General features: G+C 64.8%; 23 protein-coding genes. 5 read left to right on the top strand and 18 right to left on the bottom strand.

The window, feature by feature from the left end; translation table 11 throughout:
* Positions 1-37 precede the first annotated feature (37 nt).
* The gene (locus DW352_RS07925; RefSeq protein WP_115690108.1) at positions 38-1,183 is read left to right on the top strand and encodes a hypothetical protein; all 1,146 of its coding nucleotides are present in this window, start codon (positions 38-40) and stop codon (positions 1,181-1,183) included.
* 231 nt (positions 1,184-1,414) lie between these two features.
* Here DW352_RS07925 and DW352_RS07920 read toward each other — a convergent pair whose 3' ends face one another.
* Together DW352_RS07920 and DW352_RS07915 are read right to left on the bottom strand one after the other, a co-directional pair.
* Positions 1,415-2,626: an ABC transporter substrate-binding protein gene (locus DW352_RS07920; protein ID WP_115694296.1), complete on the bottom strand. Its 1,212-nt coding sequence runs from the start codon at positions 2,624-2,626 to the stop codon at positions 1,415-1,417.
* A 74-nt stretch (positions 2,627-2,700) separates the two neighbouring features.
* Positions 2,701-3,753, bottom strand: coding sequence for an aromatic ring-hydroxylating dioxygenase subunit alpha (locus DW352_RS07915; protein ID WP_115690106.1), 1,053 nt, complete (start codon positions 3,751-3,753; stop codon positions 2,701-2,703).
* A gap of 244 nt (positions 3,754-3,997) precedes the next feature.
* Here DW352_RS07915 and DW352_RS07910 point away from each other — a divergent pair, with 244 nt between their 5' ends.
* Complete coding sequence (locus DW352_RS07910; protein ID WP_115690104.1) at positions 3,998-4,693, top strand: TetR/AcrR family transcriptional regulator; 696 nt, start codon at positions 3,998-4,000, stop codon at positions 4,691-4,693.
* Positions 4,694-4,952: 259 nt separating this feature from the next.
* Here DW352_RS07910 and DW352_RS07905 read toward each other — a convergent pair whose 3' ends face one another.
* The 6 genes from DW352_RS07905 to DW352_RS07880 form a co-directional block, all read right to left on the bottom strand.
* A complete protein-coding gene (locus tag DW352_RS07905) occupies positions 4,953-5,384 on the bottom strand; it encodes a DUF1801 domain-containing protein (RefSeq protein ID WP_115690102.1) in 432 nt (143 codons plus the stop codon).
* Positions 5,385-5,398: 14 nt separating this feature from the next.
* The gene (locus DW352_RS07900; RefSeq protein ID WP_115690100.1) at positions 5,399-5,842 is read right to left on the bottom strand and encodes an SRPBCC family protein; all 444 of its coding nucleotides are present in this window, start codon (positions 5,840-5,842) and stop codon (positions 5,399-5,401) included.
* A gap of 105 nt (positions 5,843-5,947) precedes the next feature.
* Positions 5,948-6,148 (bottom strand): hypothetical protein, encoded by a 201-nt coding sequence (locus DW352_RS07895; RefSeq protein WP_115690098.1) that lies wholly within the window; start codon positions 6,146-6,148, stop codon positions 5,948-5,950.
* Between the two features lie 41 nt (positions 6,149-6,189).
* Positions 6,190-6,621, bottom strand: a complete 432-nt coding sequence (locus DW352_RS07890; protein ID WP_115690096.1) for an SRPBCC family protein — start codon at positions 6,619-6,621, stop codon at positions 6,190-6,192.
* A complete protein-coding gene (locus DW352_RS07885) occupies positions 6,618-6,941 on the bottom strand; it encodes an ArsR/SmtB family transcription factor (protein WP_115690094.1) in 324 nt (107 codons plus the stop codon). Before DW352_RS07885 ends, DW352_RS07890 begins: the two co-directional genes overlap by 4 nt.
* Positions 6,942-7,023: 82 nt before the next feature.
* Positions 7,024-8,103, bottom strand: coding sequence for a helix-turn-helix transcriptional regulator (locus DW352_RS07880; RefSeq protein WP_162826844.1), 1,080 nt, complete (start codon positions 8,101-8,103; stop codon positions 7,024-7,026).
* 200 nt (positions 8,104-8,303) lie between these two features.
* On the opposite strand from DW352_RS07880, the gene DW352_RS07875 reads away from it, so the two are divergent.
* The gene (locus DW352_RS07875; protein WP_115690090.1) at positions 8,304-9,011 is read left to right on the top strand and encodes an outer membrane protein; all 708 of its coding nucleotides are present in this window, start codon (positions 8,304-8,306) and stop codon (positions 9,009-9,011) included.
* A 74-nt stretch (positions 9,012-9,085) separates the two neighbouring features.
* Here DW352_RS07875 and accC read toward each other — a convergent pair whose 3' ends face one another.
* The 7 genes from accC to DW352_RS07840 all read right to left on the bottom strand — a co-directional run bounded on the left by accC (position 9,086) and on the right by DW352_RS07840 (position 15,985).
* On the bottom strand, positions 9,086-10,453 hold the full coding sequence (gene accC / locus DW352_RS07870) for an acetyl-CoA carboxylase biotin carboxylase subunit (protein ID WP_115690088.1): 1,368 nt from the start codon (positions 10,451-10,453) through the stop codon (positions 9,086-9,088).
* A gap of 120 nt (positions 10,454-10,573) precedes the next feature.
* Positions 10,574-11,041, bottom strand: a complete 468-nt coding sequence (gene accB / locus DW352_RS07865; protein WP_115690086.1) for an acetyl-CoA carboxylase biotin carboxyl carrier protein — start codon at positions 11,039-11,041, stop codon at positions 10,574-10,576.
* A 48-nt stretch (positions 11,042-11,089) separates the two neighbouring features.
* Positions 11,090-11,545 carry a type II 3-dehydroquinate dehydratase gene (gene aroQ / locus DW352_RS07860; protein ID WP_115690084.1) on the bottom strand — a complete coding sequence of 152 codons (456 nt, stop codon included), beginning with the start codon at positions 11,543-11,545 and terminating at the stop codon, positions 11,090-11,092.
* A 100-nt stretch (positions 11,546-11,645) separates the two neighbouring features.
* Positions 11,646-12,773: a carboxylate-amine ligase gene (locus DW352_RS07855; protein WP_115690082.1), complete on the bottom strand. Its 1,128-nt coding sequence runs from the start codon at positions 12,771-12,773 to the stop codon at positions 11,646-11,648.
* Positions 12,774-12,835: 62 nt separating this feature from the next.
* Positions 12,836-13,645 (bottom strand): class I SAM-dependent methyltransferase, encoded by an 810-nt coding sequence (locus tag DW352_RS07850; protein WP_115690080.1) that lies wholly within the window; start codon positions 13,643-13,645, stop codon positions 12,836-12,838.
* A gap of 178 nt (positions 13,646-13,823) precedes the next feature.
* Entirely contained in the window at positions 13,824-14,591 is a 768-nt protein-coding gene (locus tag DW352_RS07845) for a DsbA family protein (protein ID WP_425374654.1), read from the bottom strand.
* A gap of 26 nt (positions 14,592-14,617) precedes the next feature.
* Positions 14,618-15,985, bottom strand: a complete 1,368-nt coding sequence (locus DW352_RS07840; protein ID WP_245434358.1) for a M48 family metalloprotease — start codon at positions 15,983-15,985, stop codon at positions 14,618-14,620.
* A 216-nt stretch (positions 15,986-16,201) separates the two neighbouring features.
* On the opposite strand from DW352_RS07840, the gene DW352_RS07835 reads away from it, so the two are divergent.
* Complete coding sequence (locus DW352_RS07835) at positions 16,202-17,377, top strand: pyridoxal phosphate-dependent aminotransferase (RefSeq protein ID WP_115690076.1); 1,176 nt, start codon at positions 16,202-16,204, stop codon at positions 17,375-17,377.
* A gap of 133 nt (positions 17,378-17,510) precedes the next feature.
* Here the strand turns inward: DW352_RS07835 and ampC are convergent, their stop codons facing one another.
* From ampC to DW352_RS07820, 3 genes are all read right to left on the bottom strand, one after another.
* A complete protein-coding gene (gene ampC, locus DW352_RS07830) occupies positions 17,511-18,692 on the bottom strand; it encodes a class C beta-lactamase (protein ID WP_425374637.1) in 1,182 nt (393 codons plus the stop codon).
* Positions 18,693-18,910: 218 nt separating this feature from the next.
* The gene (locus tag DW352_RS07825; RefSeq protein WP_115690074.1) at positions 18,911-19,567 is read right to left on the bottom strand and encodes a glutathione S-transferase family protein; all 657 of its coding nucleotides are present in this window, start codon (positions 19,565-19,567) and stop codon (positions 18,911-18,913) included.
* 117 nt (positions 19,568-19,684) lie between these two features.
* Positions 19,685-20,218, bottom strand: a complete 534-nt coding sequence (locus DW352_RS07820) for a DUF6790 family protein (RefSeq protein ID WP_115690072.1) — start codon at positions 20,216-20,218, stop codon at positions 19,685-19,687.
* A gap of 155 nt (positions 20,219-20,373) precedes the next feature.
* On the opposite strand from DW352_RS07820, the gene DW352_RS07815 reads away from it, so the two are divergent.
* Entirely contained in the window at positions 20,374-21,588 is a 1,215-nt protein-coding gene (locus DW352_RS07815) for a polyhydroxyalkanoate depolymerase (protein ID WP_115690070.1), read from the top strand.
* Positions 21,589-21,593: the final 5 nt, after the last annotated feature.

Here is a 21,593-nt window from a genome sequence, read left to right as displayed (position 1 = left end):
ATTCCGGGCTTTTCGAGGTCAGGGGGAAGGGGCACGCATGACCGCGGCGATCGGATCGAGCACCGCTGGCAGCACCACGAGTGCTTACAGCGCCACGAATACGAGCGCAGCGGCGGATGCCGCTTCGTCGACGTCAAGCAATACCGATGGCGGCCGCGACAGCGACTCGGTCACGCTCTCGGATACGGCAAAAGCTTATCTCGCCACGACCGCGGCGTCCGATACATCGGAGACGTCGACTGCGCCCGATTTGGCCGCGCAGGCGCGCGCCTGGTTCGACGAGCAGTACGGCAAGCTCGGCGTCACCTCGCCGCTGATCGATGGCGAGGTCGCCGTCGATTTCACCGGGCAGAGCCGCGCGACGCTTGCGGCGGTGGCCGCGAACGCGAAGGGCCTGTTCAGCCCGGACGAGCAGAAGGCCGCCGCGCAGGCGCTGCAATCCCGGTTCGAGAGCGCGATGGCCTCGCATGTTGTGCTCGCGCGCCACACCGGCGACTACGCAAGCCTGTATCAGGCCGCATCCGATTATCTCAACGCGGCGGGCGATGACGAGCGTTCGACCGTTGCCTGGAAATTGCAGAGCCAGGCGCTCGCGCAAGGGCTGACCGCCGCATCCAAGAGCTGGGGCAAGGCGCCCGATACCGGCAATGTCGACGACCCGGTGCGCGCGCTGCTCGACAAGACCGCGCAGAGCACCGCGACCGCGGATGCCGGCGATCCGGCAAGCCTTGCCGCCCAGGCGCGGGCGATGCTCGACGCGCAGGCCAACAAAGCGCGCGACAGCGGCACCGAGCTGGTGTTCGACAAGGCGCGGCGCGTCGGCACGCAAGTCGACTTCTCCAAGTTCGACAATCAATCTTTGGCGCTGGTCGCCCTGAACCAGGATGGTTCGTTCTCGGGCGAAGAAGCGCGCGCCGCCCGCAAGGAGCTCGATCAGCGCAACCGCACGACGCTGATGAATGCCTTCGATCCGTCGAATGGCGGCGGCGTCGCCGGCGCCTCGCTTGCGCTCTTGTCGTTGTACTCGGGCATGAGCGCGGCCGAGAAGGCGGCGCTCGGCTACGGCGATCGCGTGCAGAACCAGATCGTCCAGAGCTACCGGACGATCTCGATGCTGCAGCAGAGCACGGCCGACAGCAGCGCCGGCTCATCGGCGACGCCGAGCCTGAGCTCGTACTTCTAGAGCGTATCTCGTTTAGCTGAAATTCCCTCACATTCCGCTCGCCCCCGCGAAAGCGGGGGCCCAGGGGCCAAGAGCACCGATATTTCAAATGCCGCGCTGGATTCCCATCGCAAGTCGGCTTTAGCCGACTTGCGCACTATAGTTGGCGGACATCGGGTAAACCCGATGTCCGCGCGCGGGAATGAACGGTGGGGCGGCGTCCGAGCTATGGGCCGGAACGCCGCGTCCCGATTATTGCGTTGCCGCCTTGCGCAGCTTGCGGACCTCGTCGTCCGACGGCAGCAGCTTGCTGCCGTCGATATATTCGTTCGAGGTCATCACGCCTTTGCCGTCCTTCAATCCAAGCGGGCCGACATAGAGCCCGAACGTCGCTTGATGATCGAGCGCGCGGAAAGTGACGTTGCCGACAGGCGTACCGAACTGCAGGCCCTCGAAGGCGGTGGCGAGCTTCTCGGAGTCGGTCGATCCGGCCTTCTTGATGCCGGCCGCGACCGCCTCGATCGTCATATAGCCGACCAGCGAAGCGATGCGCGGATAGTCGTTGTAGCGCTTCTGATAGGCGTCGAGGAACGCGGTGTGTTCCGGCGTCTTGATGGCGTACCAGGGATAGCCGGTGACGTACCAGCCGACCGGCGCTTCGTCCTTGAGCGGGTCGAGATATTCCGGCTCGCCGGTCATCGGGCTGACCACGGCGACCTTGCCGAAGAATCCGCGCGTCGAGCCGTCGCGCACGAATTTGGCGAGGTCGGCGCCGAACAGCGCGTTGAACACGGCGTCGGGCTTGGCATCGGTCAGCGCTTCGACCACCGCGCCGGCGTCGATCTTGCCGAGCGGCGGGGCGACGTCGGCGACGAATTCGACGTCGGGCTGCGCCTGCTTGAGCAGGGCCTTGAAGGTCGCGACGGCGGACTGACCGTATTCGTAGTTCGGATAGACGAAGGCCCAGCGCTTGCGCTTGAGGCTCGACGCGTAAGGCACCAGCGCCGCGGCGTAGCTGTAGGTCGTCGTGCGCAGGCGGAAGGTGTAGCGGTTGCCCGAGTCCCAGATGATCTTGTCGGTCAGCGGCGCGGAGGCCAAGAAGAAGATCTTGTGCTGGCGCGCATAGTCGGTGACGGCGAGGCCGACATGCGACAGGATCGTGCCGGTGAGGAAGTCGACCTTTTCGTTGAGCCGCAATTCCTCGGCCATGCGCACGGCTTCGCCGGGATTGGCGCCGTCGTCGCGCGAGATGACTTTCAGTTTCTTGCCGAGCAGGCCGCCTTGCGCGTTGATCTCGTCGACCGCCAGTTCCATGCCCTTGCGATAGGGCTCCATGTTGGCGGCCATGGCCTTGTAGCTGTTCAGGTCGCCGATCTTGATGACGTCCTGCGCCAAAGAGGGCGCAGCGAGCGCGCTCGCGAATAGCAGGCTGCACAGGGCCGTTGCGACGGGCCGGACATTCATGACGTTCTCCTCGTGTGATACGGGTTGAGCGAAGATGTGCCGGCCGGCGCGGCGCATCGCGAATTTACAACGGCTCAGGCCGCCGAAGCGTCTCCCGGATGCGGGCCGCGCTCGGCCTCGATCATCTGCTCCACGGCCTTGCGCATGCGGATGGGCGAGGCGTCGATGGCGATGCGCAGCGGCCGGGTCTGCCGCGGCTCCTTCTCGTTCTTATGGATCGCTTCGAGGATGACCTTGTCCTCGTCGAAGGCGAGGCGGAATTGATCGATCATCGCCTGCGTCGTGGCCTCGTCGGTGGCGAAGTTCTTCACGAACAGCCAGTGGTCGATGCAGCGTTCGGTATCGACCGGCGTGATGAAGTGGCACGCGAAGATCTGCAGGCTGTTGTCGCGGTTGCCGTCCGGCGCGCCGGTGCCGGTCGGCGCGCTGCCGAAGTCGATGATGGCGGTGCTCGGCGGCGTGTAATGGTAATAGTGCCAGCGATCGACATTGCCGGTGAAGTTGCCGAACTTCTTGAACAGCGGGATGGCCGGCGAGTCGACGATCCAGCGCCAGGTGACGATCTTGTCGCCTTGCTTCTCGCTGTGCACCGGGATGTCCTCGCTCGAGGCGTTGCCGAGCGTCGACAAATGCACAAAACTCACATGCGCCGGGTCGCACAGGTTGTCGGCGAGGTTGAGGTAGTGGCAGTCGATGGCGAGCGCGTCGCCTTCGACCGAACTCCAGGCGGCATCGTGATATTGCGGCACGTCGGGGATCTTGACCGGATCGGCGAGGGCCGGATCGCCCATCCAGATCCACGCCAGGCCCATGTTCTCGACCACCGGATATGCGCGCACGCGCGCATTGTTCGGGATCAGCGGCTGGCCGGGAATGCGCGTGCAGGCGCCGCTGCAATCGAAAGTCATGCCGTGATAGCCGCATTCGATCGCGTCGCCTCTGAGGCGGCCCATCGACAGCGGCGCCAGCCGGTGCGGGCAGGCGTCGTCCAGCGCGGCGACGCCGCCGTTCTCCAGCCGGTAAAGCACCACGAGCTTGCCGAGGATGCGCCGCTGCGCGAGGGAGCGCGACACGTCGCGCGACCACGCCGCCGGATACCAGGCGTTCAGAACGAAGTCCTTCTCCATCGCGGGTTCCCCGTCGCGCTTGTTATTTAATGTAGTGCTTACATAATTAAAATCTGAGCCCGGATGGCCCGCCTGTCAACGTCAAAATGCGACCAATTCGCAGGCGCCGGACCATGGGAAAAGCGCGGGATTGCCCTGTTCGCGGCGGCCGGTGCATAGAGAAGTTGCAGAGCGCGTCGCGGAGTCGGTGGCCGAACGTGCCGCGGATTGCGTGTGGCGTGGGCCAAAGCGGGTGACGAAACGCATGTCGGAGCAGATCGCGGGGACGCCGAAAGCGGCGGTGCGGCGCACGGACAAGAAGCGCAAGCGCGGCCGGCCGAAGGCGCGGCCCAATGGCGGCGGGCCCGATATGCGCGCCACCATCCTGCAAGCGGCGGTGAAAGTGTTCGCCGAACGCGGGCTCGGCGGCGGGCGCGTCAATCTCGTGTCGCGCGCCGCGCGCTCGAACGATCGCATGCTCTATTACTATTTCGGCAGCAAGGAGCAGCTCTACGTCCAGGTGATCGAAAAGATCTACCGCGACATGTGGGAGGCGGAGAGCCAGCTCGATCTCGACCTGACGCAGCCGGTCGCGGCGCTCCGGCACATCGTGCAGTTCACGATGAACCACTATCTCGCGCATCCCGAACTGGTGACGCTGCTCAACAACGAGAACCTCTACAAAGGCAAGCACGTCTCCAAATCGAAGGCGATGAAGGAACTGTCGTCGCCGGCGCTCGATCTGATGGAGAAGGTGTACAACAGCGGCGTGAAGCAAGGCGTGTTCCGCAAGGGCATCGCGCCGCTACACATCTATCTGACCATCCTCGCGCTCAATTACTTCTACGTCTCCAACCGCTACACGCTCTCGGCCTTCCTCGGCCACGACCTCATGGGCGACGACCTGCCGCATTGGCGCGGTTGGGTGGAGGACGTGGTGCTGCGGGCGCTGGAGGCTTAGCGCGCGAAGATGTCGAACTCGCTCGCTGCGGGCTCTCTTCACCTCTCCCATAGGGAGAGGTCGACGCGCGTTAGCGCGTCGGTGAGGGGTTACAAAGTCCGAGAGTCGTGCCCCCCCCCTCATCCCAACCCTCTCCCCAGTCGAAGTCGGATATATCCGACTTCGACCACTTATAATGCCGAACTCGGGTAAACCCGAGTTCGGATGGGAGAGGGGGCCGGCCGTGCCCGCGGCAAAGACAATCTAATGCAATCGCGCTTTAACGTTTCGCTCTCGTCGTATTCAACGCCACCGCGGTGCGGACGAGGGCCTTGAACGCCGCCGCGTCGATCGTCTCGCCTTCTGAAATGTCGATCGCGCGCCGCACATTGCCGTCGAGGCTGGCATTGAACAGGCCCGCCGGGTCTTCGAGCGCGGCTCCCTTGGCGAAGGTCAGCTTCACTTTATCTTTGTAGGTCTCGCCCGTGCAGACGATGCCGTCGTGTTCCCACACCGGCACACCCATCGGGTTCGAGGGCTTGCGCCACTTCACGGCTTCGACGATCGCCGGATCGGCTTCCTTGATCAGCTTGCGCAGCCGCGCCAGCGTCTCGCCGCGCCAATCGCCGAGCGCTTTGATCTTCGCGTCGATCGATTGCGCCGGAGTGGCGTCGCCACCCGCGTCCTTCGCGAGGCTCGTTCTCTTTTTCATAGCGCCGCTTGCCGCTACTGATTGATCTCGGGCTCGACGAGACGCGCGAGGTTGCGCAGCGACTCCTGCCAGCCGAGATAGCAAGCCTCGGCCGGAATGGCGTCGGGGATGCCTTCTTGCACGATGTTGACCTCGGTGCCGACCATGACGGCCTTGAGCTCCACCGTCACTCGCATCTCGCCCGGCAGATTGGGATCGTCGAACGTGTCCGTGTAACGCACGCGCTGGCCGGGCACGAGTTCCTGGTATTCGCCGCCGAACGCATGGCTCATGCCGGTGGTGAAGTTGCGGAACGACATCTTGAAGGTGCCGCCGACCTTCGCGTCGAGATGATGCACGCTGCAGGTGAAGCCATTCGGCGGTAGCCATTTTGCCAGCGCATCGGCCTCGATGAAGGCGCGATAGACCTTTTCCGGCTTCGTCGTCAGGACGCGATGCAGTCGAACGGTGCTGGGCATGGCTGTTTCTCCCGGAGTGTTTTCTCGCCGCGATGGATCGCGACGTTGCCGCGCAATGATAATACGCTGCCGCGCAAAACGCAGCCCGGGAATGCGGCGTGGATGTTATCCGCTGCGCCATTTCGCTGCATAAGGCAGGGCGAACATGTAGAGGCCCGTGAACAGCAGCAGGAACAACGGCGGCAGGGGAGAATAGACCACCCAGGCGGGCGGCTGACCGAAAGACATCGCGACGAAATTGGCGATGACCGCCAGCGTGAAGATGATGGACAGCCAGCGGTGAAGCTGCCGAATCCGGACGTTCATAGGACCTCCGCAAGGATGGGGTGGAGCGGAACTTCGCCGCGTTATGCCGGCCGCGCCACGACCTGTTCGAGCTTGTCGAGGAACTGCCGCCATCCGGCATGCGCGCCGCCGTAAGCCTGCTTCTGGTCGGGCCGGAAGCCCTTCTGCTCCATGCGCAGGTGCGTGCCGGTGCGCGTCGGCGTGAGCGTGAAGGTCACGACGCTGTGCAGATTGTAGGCCGCGTCGTCATGCGCGAAATTCCAGGTGTAGGCGAGCGTCTTGTGCGGCTCGACTTCGAGCACCTCGCAATCCAACACGCCGCCCCATTCGCCGCGCAAATTGAAACGGTGGCCGACGACCGGCGCGAAGTCGTTCTTCATCAGCCATTCCTCGACAAGATGCGGCTGCGTCAGCGCGCGCCAGAGCTTTTCCGGCGGAAAGGGAAACTCCCGTTCGACGACGACGGAGCGGGTGTCGGCGGCGCGATCGTTCATTGGTCCATCCTCTTGAGCAGGTTTTCGAGCCGGTCGAACCGGTCTTCCCAGAACCCGGTCATTTGGCTGGTCCAGTCGATCAGCGGCGCGAGCGCCTTGAGCTGCGGGCTGTAGTGAGTCTGGCGGCCTTCGTGACGGTCGCGCACCAGGCCCGCCCGTTTCAGGATGCCGAGATGTTTGGAGACGACCGGTTGCGAGACCCCGGCGCGCGCCGTCAGGTCGCCGACCGTCTTCTCGCCTTCGCGGCACAGCCGCTCGAAGATCGCGCGCCGTGTCGGATCGGCGAGCGTCCTGAACAGCACATCGTGGGCCTTCGACATGCGCAATCCATACCCCGTTGGCTATGGATTGATGTATAGCCGTACGGCTATGGATGCGTCAAGCGCGCCGCAGGGCCGAATCTCAGCGTGGCGCGGCGCGGAACGAGGTGGGCGGGCCGCCGAAACGCTTGCGGAAACAGCGGTTGAAGTAGGGCGCCTCGCTGAAGCCGCAGCAATAGGCGATGTCGGCGATGGTCATCGCGTCACAGGCCGGATCGCCCAACATGCGGCGCGCTTTTTGCAAGCGCAGTTCCGTGACGCGTTCGACGAAGCCGGCGCCGGTGTCGTGCAAGAGGTCCTGCACATAACGCAACGACAGGCGGAGCTTGTGGGCCACCATCCCAGGTGAGAACCCAGGCTCGGCGAAGCCAGCCTCGATCTCCGCAATCACCGCCCGCAGGCGCGCGGCGCGCAGGCCGCGCGAACGAGCCAACGCGGCTGTGTCGCGGTCGCTGTCTAGGGCGAGGGCGATCAGGTCCAGCAGCGATTGCCCGACATGCTCGGCAAGGGCTGGATCGTTGTCGATCGCTCCGGCGCGGTGCAGAAAATCGGCGTAGTGCCGTAAATGGGTCATCGCCTCGTTCCGCGGATCGAGCGGCAGGGCGACGAGATCTTCGACATTGCGAATGAGCGCCTGCAGCCGGCTGCGCGAGACCGTGAATGCCATCCAGCGATGGTCTTCACCGAAGTGGCAATCGCCGTTCTCGTAATAGTTCAGAAGCGCCGGCATGCCGGGCTGCACCAGCGTCTCGCGACCACGCTGTTGGACGGTGACCGGATGCTCGCCGCGATTAAAGAACAGGAACAGTTCGTCTCGCGCGTCCAACCGCAGCTCATGCTTCGTGCGCCGTACGCGTCTGAGGGCGCCGTCGAACCAGCCAGCCGCAATCGTGCCGAATTGTGCGAACTCGAGATGCGCCGCAAAGGGGCGATCCTCGGCGCGCGCGGCATCGAGCAGGCCGTACTGCGCGGCATAGAGATCGCGCCACAGCGCGAAGCGGTGGGCATCGTCCAGTTGGCCGGCAAACTGGTCGGTCGAGAAGACGATCTTTCCCATCGCGCTGTCTTTAGATTGTCGGGAGCGGTGAAAGTCTACCTTTGCCCGGCGCGCGGCATTTTGAAAGCCAATACTTACCCCAGGCTTTCCGAAAGCTTGCGGCATCCAACGAGGCTGCGTTACGCGATGCCGAATGGGTGCGATGTTTCGTCGCGACGTGGCGCAAACAACACAAGCGGCGCAAACCATCCGCGAAGTGCGCATAAGTCCAAAGTCTGCGCGCCGAGGAGCAACGCGGTGGCCCCTTGTCTGCGGCACGATGGTCGCGGGAATCACGCCGTCGTGTGACGTTCAAGGGACTTACAATGACCATGAATAAAGTGATCGTGGCCGCTGCCGCCGTTCTCCTGTCTGCCGGCATGACGCCGGTCTCTGCCGCCGATATCGCGCCGGCTTCGACAGTGCTCTCGCCTGCGCGTGCGGCGACGTGGACCGGGTTCTATGCAGGGGTGAACGCCGGCTATGCCTTCGGCACGGCGGACACCATCCTCAGCGTTTCCTCGGCGACATTGCCGTTCTCGTCGGACTATGATGGCTTCGTTGGCGGCGTGCAGCTCGGTTACAACTGGCAGGCCGGCCGGGCAGTATTCGGCTTCGAAGTCGATTTGCAGTATGCCGACGCCAGCGGCAGCGCATTGTTGCCGACAACGACCGTCACCGCCAAGAACGCGCTGGAGTGGTTCGGAACGGCGCGTGGCCGCCTCGGGATCGCCTTCGATCGGGTCATGCCGTACGTCACCGGCGGCTTTGCCTTCGGCAAGAACAAGCTCGAGATCCACGATGTCGTGAGCGGAACCCGTGTCGAGGACACGGCGACGCATCGTGGCTGGACGTTTGGCGGCGGCGTGGAAATCGCGGTGCGCGAGAATTGGAGCGCCAAGTTCGAGTATCTGCACGTCGATCTGGGCGAAAAGAACAACTATCTCGCCGACATCATTGGCGGCACGGGTTCGGCGTTGAAGCCCGATCTGAAGTTTGGTCTGGCCCGCGCCGGGCTCAACTACCGGTTCTGATCTGCGGGCGGGCGAACGTCGCGTTCGCCCGCGTTGGCTCGCTCAGGCGCGTGTTCCTGGCGATGCGGCCGCCGTCAGGACGACAGCGGCTCGCTCTGCATGCCGCCGCTCGCGAGGAACTGCTCGAGCCAGTGGATGTGATAGTTGCCGTCGATGATGTCCGGCTCGGCGAGCAGCGCTCGGAACAGCGGCAGCGTCGTCTCGATGCCGTCGACGACGACTTCGTCGAGCGCACGCTTGAGCCGCATCAGGCATTCCTGCCGCGTCTTGCCGTGCACGATCAGCTTGCCCACTAGCGAGTCGTAATAAGGCGGGATCGAGTAGCCCTGATAGACCGCCGAGTCGATGCGCACGCCGAGACCGCCGGGCGGGTGATAGTGCAGGATCTTGCCGGGCGAGGGCCGGAACGACACCGGGTTCTCCGCATTGATGCGGCACTCGATGGCGTGACCGTGGAAGCGGATGTCGCTCTGCTTCAAGGTCAGCTCGGCGCCGGCGGCGACGCGGATCTGCTCGAAGATCAGGTCGATGTCGGTGATCATTTCGGTCACCGGATGCTCGACCTGGATGCGCGTGTTCATCTCGATGAAGTAGAACTTGCCGTCCTCGTAGAGGAATTCGACCGTGCCGACGCCGAGATAATTGATCTCGCGCATCGCCTTGGCGACGACCTCGCCGATCTCGTCGCGCGCCTTGACGTTGAGCGCGGGCGAGGGGCTTTCCTCGAGCACTTTCTGGTGCCGGCGTTGCAGCGAGCAGTCGCGCTCGCCGAGATGGATGGCGTGGCCCTTGCCGTCGCCGAGCACCTGGATCTCGATGTGGCGCGGCTTTTCCAGATACTTCTCGATGTAGACGGCGTCGTCGCCGAAGGCCGCCTTGGCTTCGCTGCGCGCCGTCGACAACGCGGTCGACAGGTCGGCGGCCGTGCGCGCGACCTTCATGCCGCGTCCGCCGCCGCCGGCCGCGGCCTTGATCAGCACCGGATAGCCGATCTCGTCGGCGATCTTCTTGGCTTCGGCGTCGGACGACACGCCGCCTTCGGAGCCGGGCACAACCGGAATGCCGAGGCGCTTGGCCGTGCGCTTGGCCTCGATCTTGTCGCCCATGATGCGGATGTGCTCGGCCTTCGGGCCGATGAAGGCGAGGCCGTGATCGGCGAGGATCTCGGCAAAGCGCGCGTTCTCCGACAGGAAGCCGTAGCCGGGATGCACGGCGTCGGCGCCGGTGATCTCGCAAGCGGCGAGGATCGCCGGGATGTTCAGATAGGAGTCCTTCGCCGCCGGCGGGCCGATGCACACGCTCTCGTCGGCGAAGCGCACATGCATGGCGTCGGCGTCGGCGGTCGAATGCACCGCCACGGTCGGAATGCCGAGCTCCTTGCAGGCCCGCAGGACACGCAGCGCGATCTCGCCGCGATTGGCGATGAGGATTTTATCGAACATTGCAGATGTCATGCCCTGCGAAAGCGGAGCATCCAGTATTCCGTGTGGCTTCGGTTGTATGCATTCGCTTCGTCTGTGGTTACTGGATCGCCCGCTTTCGCGGGCGATGACAGAAGAGGACTACTCGATAATCACCAGCGGCTCGCCGAACTCGACCGGCTGCCCGTCCTCGAACAGGATCTGGATCACGGTGCCGCCGCGCGGGGCGGGGATCTGGTTCATCGTCTTCATGGCTTCGACGATCAGCAGCGTCTCGCCGGCTTTCACCTTGCTGCCGATCTCGACGAACGGCTTGGCGCCGGGTTCGGGCGCGGCATAGGCGGTGCCGACCATCGGCGAGGTGACGACGCCGGGATGCTTGGCCGGATCGAGCGGCGCCGCGGCGGATTCACCGACCGGCTGCGGGATCGCGGCCGGCATGGCACGCGCGGGCACGACGACCGTCGGCGCGGCCGCCGCGCCACGGGCAACGCGGATGCGCTGGCCGTCCTGCTCGATTTCGATTTCGGTCAGACCCGTCTCGTCGAGAAGCTTCGACAGCTCCTGGATGAGTTCGCGGTCGACTAAGGTCTTTGCCGATTTGGCCATCGATGATCCGTCTTGAAGAGAGAGATGACGCGGCTGGCGAGAGCCGCGCTATTGCTTGTCCTTGGCGCCGACGATGCCGGCGAGCCCGATGATGCCGAGGCGATAGCTGTCGACGCCGAAACCGGCGATCACGGCCTTGGCCGCCTTCGATACATAAGAGTTCTGACGAAAGCTTTCACGCGCGTGGATGTTCGTCATGTGGATTTCGATCGTCGGCACCTGCACGGCGAGCAGCGCGTCCAGAATGGCGATCGACGTGGTGGTATAGCCGGCCGCGTTCAGCAGGATGCCGGCGGCGCCCTTGGCCTTCGCCTCCTGGATCCAGGTGACGATCTCGCCTTCGTGGTTGGACTGGCGGAACACCACGTCGAGGCCGAAGCGCGCGGCGGTAGTGGCGCACAGTTTTTCTACGTCGGCGAGCGTGGCATGCCCGTACTTCTCCGGCTCGCGGGTGCCGAGCAGGTTCATGTTGGGCCCGTTGAGGACGTAGACGGTCTGCGGCATGGGGGTCCGGCTGGTGGGCGCCCCGCTTTGGAGGCGCGAAACTGCGCCGCTTTATAGGGGGAGCGGGGGGTGAGGGGAAGCCCGGACGGTGGGTAAGGCGTCAGGGGCGTTGGCCGGTCCCGGCCGTGGTCGCCGCCGCCCAGTCCACCACTTCCTTGAGCGCGGTCAACCTTTTGGCCCCGGTCGACCGGCTGGCGGCGAAGATCTCCATCTGCCGGTCGGCGCTGGTGCCCCCGGCCAGGATCGTGTCGAGGTGGCGGATCTCGGCCTCGCAGCCGAGCGCCATCATGTCTGGCGCGACGAGGTCGACGATCTGCTCCAGCCAGTCGTCGGCCGAGAGCGGCGAGCGCGAGAACGGATCGACGAAGGTGGCGTGGATGCCGTAGCGCTGCGCATGCCACTTGTTCTCCTGCGTGATGGCGCGGCCGACCCGGTCGAAGCCGGCGTTCAAAGCGCGGTCGCGGTCGAGCGCGCGCGTCAGGCAGCGGAAGAGGGCGGCGATGGCCAGCGCATCCTCGAGCCGCGTGCAGCTGTCGGCGATGCGCAACTCGATGGTCGGATGCGCCAGCGAGGGCCGCACCGCCCACCAGATGTAGCTCGCGTCGGGGATGATCCGCGCCCAGGTCAAGGCCGCGATGTATTCGTCGAACTCTTCCTTGGTGGGCAGCAGCTCGGGCAGGCCGGTGCGCGGCAATTCATCGTAGGCGGCGAGACGATAGCCATGGAGGCCGGTGCGTTGGCCCTGCCAGAACGGCGACGATGTCGAGAAGGCGAGCAGCAGCGGCAGGAACGGCGTCATGCGCGCGATGAGATTGACGCGGGCATCGACGTCCGGCACCGCGACATGCACGTGCATGCCGCACAGCATGTTGCGGAAGCCGATCATCTGCAGATCTTCGATGATCGCGTCGTAGCGATCCTTCGGCGTGATCTCCTGCTCCGGCCAATAAGCGAGCGGAAAGGTGCCCATCGCCGCGACGCCGAGCCCGTAGGCCTTCGCGGTCTCGCTGAGCACGTGACGATAACGTGACAGGTGCCCGCGCGCTTCGTTCATCGTCGCGCAGATGGGCGACACCACCTCGATCTGCGACTGCAGCATCTCGGTGGTGACGTGCTTGCCGAGTTCTTTCTGAACGTGGCCGAGGAATTTCTTGTTAAGGCGGCGCACCGCCCGACGCGTCTTAGCGTCGAATACGAAGTATTCCTCTTCGATCCCCAATGTGTACATGGCCGCTTACAACGGAAATCATGGAACATTGTTCCCGCGCACCGCAGTGCGAAATCGGCGGATCAGCGCTTGGCAGTGACGACGAAGGCGTGGATGCGGCCGCTTATCGGCCCTTCGCCGAATCGTTCGGCCAGCGCGGCGGCCGCAACGTCGGTCGCGCGCTCGAGGCCCTCCGCGTCACGCGCGACGATCTCCATGCGCAACGGGGTGCCCTGACAATAGGCGATCGCGGGATCGCGGGCCGAGCCGGCCTTGCTTGTCGCGCCCACCGCCTCGATGGTGACGTCGGCAAAGCCGGCATCTGCGAGCTCCGCCGCGATCCGTCTCGTATCGTGATAGCCGTGCGGCGTGCGCGCCAGGAAGCAAGGCGGATCGGCGGGGAAGACGCCGGCCAAGCACTGCGTCACGACATCGGCGAAGTCGTTCTCGGAAATGCGATCCCACACGCTGAACAGGAACAGTCCGCCGTCATTCAGCACGCGCCGCGCTTCGCGATAGGCTTGGACCTTGTCGGGAAAGAACATCGCACCGAACTGGCAGGCGACGACATCGAAGCTCTGCGCGTCGAAAGGCAGCGCCATGGCGTCCGCTTGCTGCCATTGAATGCGCGCGCCGTCGGGCTGGCAGGTCTTGGCGAAGGTCAGCATCGGTTCGTTGAGGTCGGTCGCGACAAGGCGCGTGTCCGGCAGCATCGCTGCGATGGCACGCGTGACCACACCGGTACCGGCCGCGACCTCCAGCACTGAGCGCGGCCGCGCTTGCGCGACGCGGCGGGCAAGGTCCTGCGCGTAAGGTTCGAAAATCAGCGGCACCATCATCCGGTCGTAGAATTCCGGGACCGATCCGGCGAATACGGTGTCTTGCGCTGCCACGGCCGGGCTCCTATCGCGAGCGATCTCCGTCCGATAATCACATGATAATCCTGTGGTGCTGTCCAGCCTGGTTTTGATCGGCCAGTTGCGCGAGGCGAGCGGCCGCGGGCACGAAAAAGGGAGGCGTACATCGTACGCCTCCCTCGATTTCGTCACGCCTGTGCCGGCGAAAGCGTGCTTAGCAGCTCGCCTTGCCGCAGCGGGCGTTGTTGATGCCTTCCTGCAGCGAGGGCAGGCCGACGGCGCCGACGATCACCTTGTCGCCGATCACGTAGCTCGGCGTGCCGTTGAGGCCGAGCGCTTCGGCGACCTTGAAGTTTTCCTGCAGGGTCGTCTTCACCTCGGGGCTCTGCATGTCCTTCTCGAGCTGCGTCATGTTCATGCCGATCTCCTTGGCGACGGCGAGCGCGCGGGCGCGATCGGCCTGGCCACGGCCGCCGAGGAGCTTCTGGTGGAATTCAAGATACTTCTTGCCGGACTTGTCCTGCATGCGCACGGCGACCGCGACCTGCGCCGCTTCGACCGAGCCCGGTCCGAGCACGGGGAATTCCTTGAGCACGATCTTCAGGTTCGGATCGCCCTTCAGCAGCGCCATCATGTCGTCCATGGCGCGCTTGCAGTAGCCGCAGTTGTAATCGAAGAACTCGACGAAGGTGACGTTGCCCTGCGGATTGCCCAGCACCACCTGGCGCGGCGAGGAGAACAGCGCATCCGCGTGCTCCTTGACGGCGTCCTTGTGCTTCTCGGCTTCGGCGGCGGTCTGGCGCTTTTCGAGTTCGGCCATCGCCTCCTGCAGCACTTCCGGATGGGAGACGAGATAGTCGCGGACGATCTTTTCGATCTCGCCACGTTGTCCGTCGTTGAATTCGGCGGCGCGCGTGGCGTGCGGCGCGGCGATGGCCAGCATCGCGGCGCAGACGGCGGCGAGGAGGCGCGGGCTCTTGATCATGAGACGTGGTCCTTTGCGGGTGGTCAATTGCCGGCTCTGATATTGGCCGGTTTGACGTTGACGATATCGTCGGCGCGCACCCAGGCGGGTGAGCCGACGGGGAGACGGGTCTTGGCGCGTGTGGCGAGCTGACGCGCGGTCACGAGGTCGCCGCTCGTGAAGGCCGCTTGCGCTGAGGCAAGATCGGCATTGGCAAGATCGCCTTTGCGGCCATAGGCCATGGCGAGCTGGGTGTAGGCGGAGGGTACGTCGGGATCGCGGCTGACGGCGTTGCGCAGCAGGCCGACGGCCTCTTCGGCATAGGCCTTGTTGCTGGTCGCGTTCAACGCCTGCGCCAGCATGACGTCGATCAGCGGCGCGTGGTGCGACATCTGAGAGGCTTGCCGCAGCGGCGCCACCGCCTCGGCGGGCCGGCCGCCTTCCAGCAGCGCCTGACCCTTGAGTTCGTGGAAGTAGGGATTGCCCGGCTGCGCGCTGATGAGCCCGTCGATCATGGCGATCGCCTGGCGCAGGTCGGAATGCCGGTAGGCGGAGATGGCGCGGGCGTAACGCGCGGGCAGGCTGGTGTCGCTGAGCGGATAGCGGCGCGCGACCGTGCCGGGGTTCTCGAGGAAGCCGGACAGTTTGGCGCGCATCATGTCGTGCCGCATCTGCAGTTCGGGCGGATCCTTGCGGTCCCAATAGGGACTGGCTTTCGCCTGCGTCTCGAGCGCGGCGACGCGGTCGGTCGGCATCGGATGCGACTGCAGATAGGGATCGACGTATTTCGACGCGAACAGGTTCTCGCTGGCCAGACGCTTGAACAGGTCGACCATGCCGCGCGGCGACTGGTGCGTGGCGTTGAGGAATTTCAAACCGGCGTGGTCGGCCTGGTCTTCCTGCGTGCGCACGTAAGCCAGCAGCGAGCGCTGGATGGCGGATTGCGGCGCCATGATCGCCGCCATGCCGACGTCGCCGCCGCCGCCGCCGGCGCGGGCACCGGCCGCGAGGGCGCCGATGCCGGCGAGCAGGGCGATGATGGACGCGGTCTGGGCGCTGGCGAGCTGCTCGCGCAGGCGCTGCAGATGGCCGCCGGCCATGTGGCCGGTCTCGTGCGCGAACACGCCGATCACCTCATTCGGCGTCTTGGCGTCGAACAGCGCGCCGGCGTGGACGAAAATGTGGCGCCCGTCCATGACGAAGGCGTTGAACGAACGGTTGTTGAGAACGACGACCTTGACGTTCTGCTTGGCAAGACCGGCGGCGCGCAGGATCGGCGTCGCGTAATCGCGCATCAGCTGCTCGATCTCGGTGTCGCGGATGATCGGCATGCCACGCGTCGCACTCTGCGCGCGCGCGGGCGGCGCGGCCGGGCCCACGGATGTGAGCGCCACGGCGACGGCGGTGGCCATCGCCAGAGCGCGGGCTGCTGGCGCCCCGCGCCGGCGGCTGATAGGTGTGCCTTTACTAGTCATATTCCCGCTTTTACCGGCTGGGCGCGAACCTAGTGACACGCCTTCGGGCGGTCAACGCGAGGCCCGATCACGAGTGAGTCAGGGCACCGTTAGCGCTTAGGAAGGCCGGGGAATACGGCGACAGCGGGGCGGGACCCAAAGGCTTCGAATTCGATGCTCGACGTGGCGAAACGGCTCTTGATTCCCTCCAAACGCAGCGATGTGCCGCCGTTTATCGTCATGGACGTCATGGCGGCGGCGGCCCAGCGCGAGGCCGAGGGCGCGCACATCATTCATATGGAGGTCGGCCAGCCCGCCGCGCCCGCACCGGCGACCGCGCGACAGGCCGCCGCGGCGGCGCTTGCCGTCGGCCGGCTCGGCTACACCGAGGCGCTCGGCATGCCGTCGCTGCGGGCGCGAATCGCCCGGCACTATGGCGAGACCTATGGGTTCGATCTCGATCCGGCGCGGGTGGTGGTCACGACCGGTTCTTCCGGCGGCTTCATCCTGGCGTTCCTGGCGATGTTCGAGCCGGGCGACCGGGTGGCCCTCGCCAATCCCGGCTATCCGCCCTATCGCCACATTCTGACTGCGCTCGGCTGCGAGCCGGTGCTGATCGAGACCGATCCGGAGACGCGCTGGGCTTTGTCGCCCGAGCGGCTGATCGCCGCGCACCGCCAGAAGCCGCTCAAGGGCGTGATGGTGGCGAGCCCGGCCAATCCGACCGGCACCATGATGGATGCCGCCTCGCTCAAGGCGCTGATCGACACGGCGGAGGCGGAGGGCATCCGCGTCATTTCCGACGAGATCTATCATGGCCTCGATTATGCGTTTCGCGCCGAGACGGCGGTGAAGCTGTCGCCGTCGACCGTGGTGATCAACTCGTTCTCGAAATACTTCTGCATGACCGGCTGGCGCATCGGCTGGCTGGTGGCGCCGGAGCCTCTGGTGCGGCCGATCGAGCGCTTGCAGCAGAACCTCGCCATCTCGGTGCCGACCATCGCGCAGATCGCGGCGGAAGCCGCGTTCGACGGGCGCGAGGAGATGGAAGCGGTCAAGCACGGCTACGAAGAGAACCGCCGCATCCTCACCGAGGGCCTGCCCAAAGCGGGGCTCGACAAGTTTCTGCCGGTCGACGGTGCATTCTATCTCTACGCCAACATCGCGCGCTTCTCCGACGACAGCCTCGACTTCGCCAAGCGCATGCTCAACGAAGCGGGCGTCGCGGCGACGCCCGGCATCGACTTCGATCCGATCGACGGTCGGCATTACCTGCGCTTCTGCTACGCCGGCTCGGCGCAGGAGATGCATGAGGCGGTGCGAAGGATTGGGAGTTGGCTGAAACGGTGACGGCAGGGCGTATGGGGCCCCATCGCAAGTCGGCTTTAGCCGACTTGCGCACTGTCGGTGGCAGACATCGGGTAAACCCGATGTCTGCGCGCGAGGACGACAGAGAACGCAAAGCTTCACATTCGACGCGCGGTTACTGGGCCGCCGCGTCGAGCGCTTCGAGCACCGCGTACGCCGCGGTGACACGCGCCGGAATTGGAAAATTCTTGTTGGCCAGCATCACCAGACCGATTTTCTTGGCCGGCACGAACAGCGCATAGGCGCCGAAGCCATTCGTCGAGCCGGTTTTGTTGAACAGAGTCGGCCCCGAAGGCGTCTGCGGCGCGCCGAACTGCGTCGTCGCATTCGGCTGCTGGATCATCGCTTCGGAGTTGCCCGCCAACAGCCGGTCCAGCGTGACCGGATAGGCGTATTGCTCCCACCCAAGCCCTTGCACCATGTCGCCCGTCTTGAAGTAACCGATATGCGTTCCTTCGACGGCCCGCCGCATCGAGGGCTCGAGCGTGTCCGGACGGATATTCGCCTCGACGAAGCGGATCAAATCGGCCGCCGAGATTCTGACGCCGTAGGTTTCGGAATCGAAGACGCCCGGATTGGCGCGGATCGGCTTGTTCGCTTTGTTGTAGCCCCACGCATAATCGGCCATCGCCGCCTGCGGGACGCGGACGTAGGTGTGATTGAGACCGAGCTTGGGGAAGACATCGGTCTCCATGATCTGCGCGTAGTCGCGCTTCATCGCCAGAGCGGCGAGGTGGCCGAACAGGCCGAGGCTCGGGTTGGAATAACGTCGTTGCGTGCCCGGCGCGGCTGACGGCTGCCACTGCTGGAAGTAAGCGATCATATCGCGGTCGTTTTTGACCGGGCCGGGAAATTGCAAGGGCAATCCGCCGGCCGTGTAGGTGCCGAAGTTGAGCACGGTGGCTTTGTCGATGGGTTTGCCCTGAAGCGCGGGCATGTATTTGCTGGGATGGTCCTCGAGCGACAGCTTGCCGAGCGTCAGCGCGTAAGAGGCCACGGTCGCAGCGAAAGTTTTGCTGACCGAGCCGATCTCGAACAGCGTGTCCTTGGTCGGCGGCGTCTGCTTCTCCTTCGAGGCGACGCCATAAGCAAAGAAATGCTGGCGCCCGTTGACCGTCACGCCGAGGACGATGCCGGGCACGTCATATTGCTTCAACAACGGGCGGACGGCCTGATCGACGGCGGTGGTGAGCTTTTGAGGAGCGTCGGCCGCCTGGACGGTGACCGGGAGCAGACAGGACGACAGGGCGGCCAAGACGGACGCCATCTTCACGACAGGACTCAAGGGCTTCCTCATGTTTTGCCAACGGCGCGCAAGAGCGCTAGCGGCACGGAGGAAGCGGGGCCATTGTGGTGATTGCGAGACGCATGACTCTGTCATCCCCGCGAAAGCGGGGATCCAGTACGCCGTGTGCTATCGATAGGCTGCGGCGTACTGGATCCCGGGTCTCGCGGAGCCTGTCATGGGGCCGCGCTTCGCGCGGACCCATTGGCTCGCCCGGGATGACAATTGCCTCAAAACTCCACGTCGAGTTCGACGACTTCATCCGGCTCGGCTTTGGCGCCGTCGATCCATTCCTGCATCGCCGGCAGGTTCATGATCGTCTGCGCATAAGCGGCGCAATCGCTGTCGAGCTTCACGTCGTAGGTGAGGAAACGCGTCACGACCGGCGCGAACATGGCGTCAGCCATGCCAGGCGAGGGGCCGAACAGGAACGGGCCGGCGGCTTTGGCCAGACACTCGCGCCAGATCGACACGACGCGATCGATGTCGGCTTGCGCGCCGACCCAGACCTTGAAGCCCGGATGATGCGCCTTGATGTTCATCGGCAAGGCTGAGCGCAAATTGGTGAAGCCGGAATGCATCTCGCCGGAGATCGAGCGGCAATGCGCGCGCGCCGCGCGGTCCTCCGGCAGGAGGCCGGCTTGCGGCAGGATCTCGTTGAGATATTCGGCGATCGCCAAGGTGTCCCACACTTTGATGCCGTCATGCGTCAGGCACGGCACCAGGAACGACGGCGACAGCAGCAGCAATTCGGCGCGGGTCGAGGGATCGTCGCTGTTGACGATCTGCTCCTCGAAATCGAGGCCGGCCATCTTGCACAACAGCCAGCCGCGCAGCGACCAGGAGCCGTAGTTCTTGCTGGCGATGGTGAGGGTAGCCGTGGCCATGGGGCGCTAATGTCCCTTGTCAGTCGTGACCCGGCGCTGAGAGCTTAGACGAAAGCACAGGGCGTTCAATAGTTTCTCGCGCCGAAAGAGCGGCGTGGCCGATCTTTCGGCGCGGCGTCAAACGCGTCCGTTGTCGGGACGCCCGTGGCGGTATTGCAGCCACAGCAGCAGAAAGCCGAACAGCGGAATGAGGATGTCCGTCCAGAAGATCAGGCCGGCATTACCGGGCGCGAAATTGTGGGCGGCGATCATCTGGCGCACATGCCCGGCCGCCGCGCCGAGCGTGAAGATGCTCGGGCCGAGAATGGCGGCCAGCCGCATGTCGAAGCTGCGGAAGGCGGCGAGAAAGCCGACCGCCGCGAAACCGAGGCTGGCGACGGCCACCTCGAACTGAAACGGGCTGTCGGCCCAGCCGATGAAGCGGGCGGTCATCTCGCCGAAAAAGGCGTGCATGACGAAATTGTAGAGGTTGCTCAAGCCGATGCTGAACAAGACATGCCAGGCGAGCAGCTTGTCGATCACCCGCGCCGCAGTGCGGGGACGGCCGGCGCGGGCGATGCCCACGGCGGCGGCAAGCAGCCCCAGGACGAAGAAAGTGAGGGTGAAATTGGTCAGGACAATCCTGATCGTGTCGGCAATGACGCCAGCCATGGGCTGTTTGGCTCCTGAATAACACCTCTCGGTACCATAAAGACGGCAGTCAGGGCGGACGCGCCGGCCTGTGCCAACCGCACTTTTTTGTCTCGCAGCGCAACATTTTATGTTTTAGGCTGCTGTCGCGGTCTGCCGGGGCCGCCGGGGAATGAATGCTTTATCAGGCGTATCAAGCGCATTCCGACATCATGATGCCGGTGCGCTCGCTAGCCAGCATGGCCGCGACGACACTGGGCGCCTATATGAACGGCGTGCGGCCGGCCGCGCTCAGCAATCTCACGGCTGCTTACGAGTTGATCTCGCGCGCGGGGCTGACCCATACGCGCCCGCCCTACGGCATCGATACGGTGACGGTCGGCAACGAAGAGGTCGCCGTCACCGAGGAAGCGGCGGACGTCACGCCCTTCGGCACGCTGCTGCATTTCAAGAAGGCGACCACGCAGGAGCAGCCGCGCGTTCTGTTGATCGCGCCGCTGTCGGGCCACTTCGCGACCTTGCTGCGTGCCACCGTGCGCACGTTGCTCGCCGAACATGACGTCTACATCACCGATTGGCACAATGCGCGCGACGTGCCGCTCGAAGCGGGCCGCTTCGGCTTCGACGATTATGTCAGCCACGTGATCCGCTTCCTGGAGAAGATCGGTCCCGGCGCGCATATGGTGGCGGTGTGCCAGCCTTGCGTCGCCGCCCTGGTGGCGGCGAGCGTGATGGCGCAGGGCAATCATCCGGCGCAGCCGCGTTCGATGACGCTGATGGCCGGGCCGATCGATACGCGCGTCAATCCGACCAAGGTCAACGAACTCGCCAAGGCCAAACCGATCGACTGGTTCGAGCAGAACCTGATCGCGCGCGTGCCGTTCCGGCATGGCGGCGCGGGCCGGCGCGTCTATCCCGGGTTCGTCCAGCTCACCGCTTTCATGAGCATGAACATCGACCGCCACATCAAGGCGCATCAGGAGCTCTATCAGAACATCGCCAAGGGCGAGACCGCCAAGGCCGCGCAGACCAAGGCCTTCTATGACGAGTATTTCGCGGTGCTGGATCTCACGGCGGAGTTCTATCTCGAAACCGTGCAAATGGTGTTCCAGGAACATCTCTTGCCGCTCGGCGAACTGACCTATGAGGGCCAGAAGGTGGAGCCGGCGGCGATCAAGCGCACGATGCTGTTCACGGTGGAAGGCGAGAAGGACGACATCTGCGCCGTCGGGCAGACGCTCGCCGCGCACGATCTGTGCGCGAGCCTGCGGCCCTATCGCAAGAAGCATCACATGCAGGCCGGCGTCGGCCATTACGGCGTGTTCTCCGGACGGACCTGGCAGAACCAGATCTATCCGATGGTGAAGAACGTCATCCTGCAGAGCGAGTAGGGCGG

The sequence above is a fragment of the Pseudolabrys taiwanensis genome (genome assembly GCF_003367395.1).
Taxonomy (GTDB): domain Bacteria; phylum Pseudomonadota; class Alphaproteobacteria; order Rhizobiales; family Xanthobacteraceae; genus Pseudolabrys; species Pseudolabrys taiwanensis.
Note: the sequence above shows the minus strand (reverse complement) of the source record. Positions and strands in the feature narration are given on the sequence as shown.

Excerpts from the sequence above, each read along its gene's own strand:
- DW352_RS07880 (WP_162826844.1), bottom strand. The coding sequence starts at position 8,103 with ATGCCGCAAGCTTTCGGAAAGCCTGGGGTAAGTATTGGCTTTCAAAAT.
- DW352_RS07815 (WP_115690070.1), top strand. The coding sequence starts at position 20,374 with ATGCTTTATCAGGCGTATCAAGCGCATTCCGACATCATGATGCCGGTG.
- DW352_RS07890 (WP_115690096.1), bottom strand. The coding sequence starts at position 6,621 with ATGAACGATCGCGCCGCCGACACCCGCTCCGTCGTCGTCGAACGGGAG.
- accB (WP_115690086.1), bottom strand. The coding sequence starts at position 11,041 with ATGGCCAAATCGGCAAAGACCTTAGTCGACCGCGAACTCATCCAGGAG.
- DW352_RS07910 (WP_115690104.1), top strand. The coding sequence starts at position 3,998 with ATGTCGGAGCAGATCGCGGGGACGCCGAAAGCGGCGGTGCGGCGCACG.
- ampC (WP_425374637.1), bottom strand. The coding sequence starts at position 18,692 with ATGAGGAAGCCCTTGAGTCCTGTCGTGAAGATGGCGTCCGTCTTGGCC.
- DW352_RS07875 (WP_115690090.1), top strand. The coding sequence starts at position 8,304 with ATGACCATGAATAAAGTGATCGTGGCCGCTGCCGCCGTTCTCCTGTCT.
- DW352_RS07895 (WP_115690098.1), bottom strand. The coding sequence starts at position 6,148 with ATGAACGTCCGGATTCGGCAGCTTCACCGCTGGCTGTCCATCATCTTC.
- DW352_RS07925 (WP_115690108.1), top strand. The coding sequence starts at position 38 with ATGACCGCGGCGATCGGATCGAGCACCGCTGGCAGCACCACGAGTGCT.
- DW352_RS07835 (WP_115690076.1), top strand. The coding sequence starts at position 16,202 with ATGCTCGACGTGGCGAAACGGCTCTTGATTCCCTCCAAACGCAGCGAT.
- DW352_RS07825 (WP_115690074.1), bottom strand. The coding sequence starts at position 19,567 with ATGGCCACGGCTACCCTCACCATCGCCAGCAAGAACTACGGCTCCTGG.
- aroQ (WP_115690084.1), bottom strand. The coding sequence starts at position 11,545 with ATGCCGCAGACCGTCTACGTCCTCAACGGGCCCAACATGAACCTGCTC.
- DW352_RS07915 (WP_115690106.1), bottom strand. The coding sequence starts at position 3,753 with ATGGAGAAGGACTTCGTTCTGAACGCCTGGTATCCGGCGGCGTGGTCG.
- DW352_RS07920 (WP_115694296.1), bottom strand. The coding sequence starts at position 2,626 with ATGAATGTCCGGCCCGTCGCAACGGCCCTGTGCAGCCTGCTATTCGCG.
- DW352_RS07820 (WP_115690072.1), bottom strand. The coding sequence starts at position 20,218 with ATGGCTGGCGTCATTGCCGACACGATCAGGATTGTCCTGACCAATTTC.
- DW352_RS07900 (WP_115690100.1), bottom strand. The coding sequence starts at position 5,842 with ATGCCCAGCACCGTTCGACTGCATCGCGTCCTGACGACGAAGCCGGAA.
- accC (WP_115690088.1), bottom strand. The coding sequence starts at position 10,453 with ATGTTCGATAAAATCCTCATCGCCAATCGCGGCGAGATCGCGCTGCGT.
- DW352_RS07855 (WP_115690082.1), bottom strand. The coding sequence starts at position 12,773 with ATGTACACATTGGGGATCGAAGAGGAATACTTCGTATTCGACGCTAAG.
- DW352_RS07840 (WP_245434358.1), bottom strand. The coding sequence starts at position 15,985 with ATGGCCACCGCCGTCGCCGTGGCGCTCACATCCGTGGGCCCGGCCGCG.
- DW352_RS07905 (WP_115690102.1), bottom strand. The coding sequence starts at position 5,384 with ATGAAAAAGAGAACGAGCCTCGCGAAGGACGCGGGTGGCGACGCCACT.
- DW352_RS07885 (WP_115690094.1), bottom strand. The coding sequence starts at position 6,941 with ATGTCGAAGGCCCACGATGTGCTGTTCAGGACGCTCGCCGATCCGACA.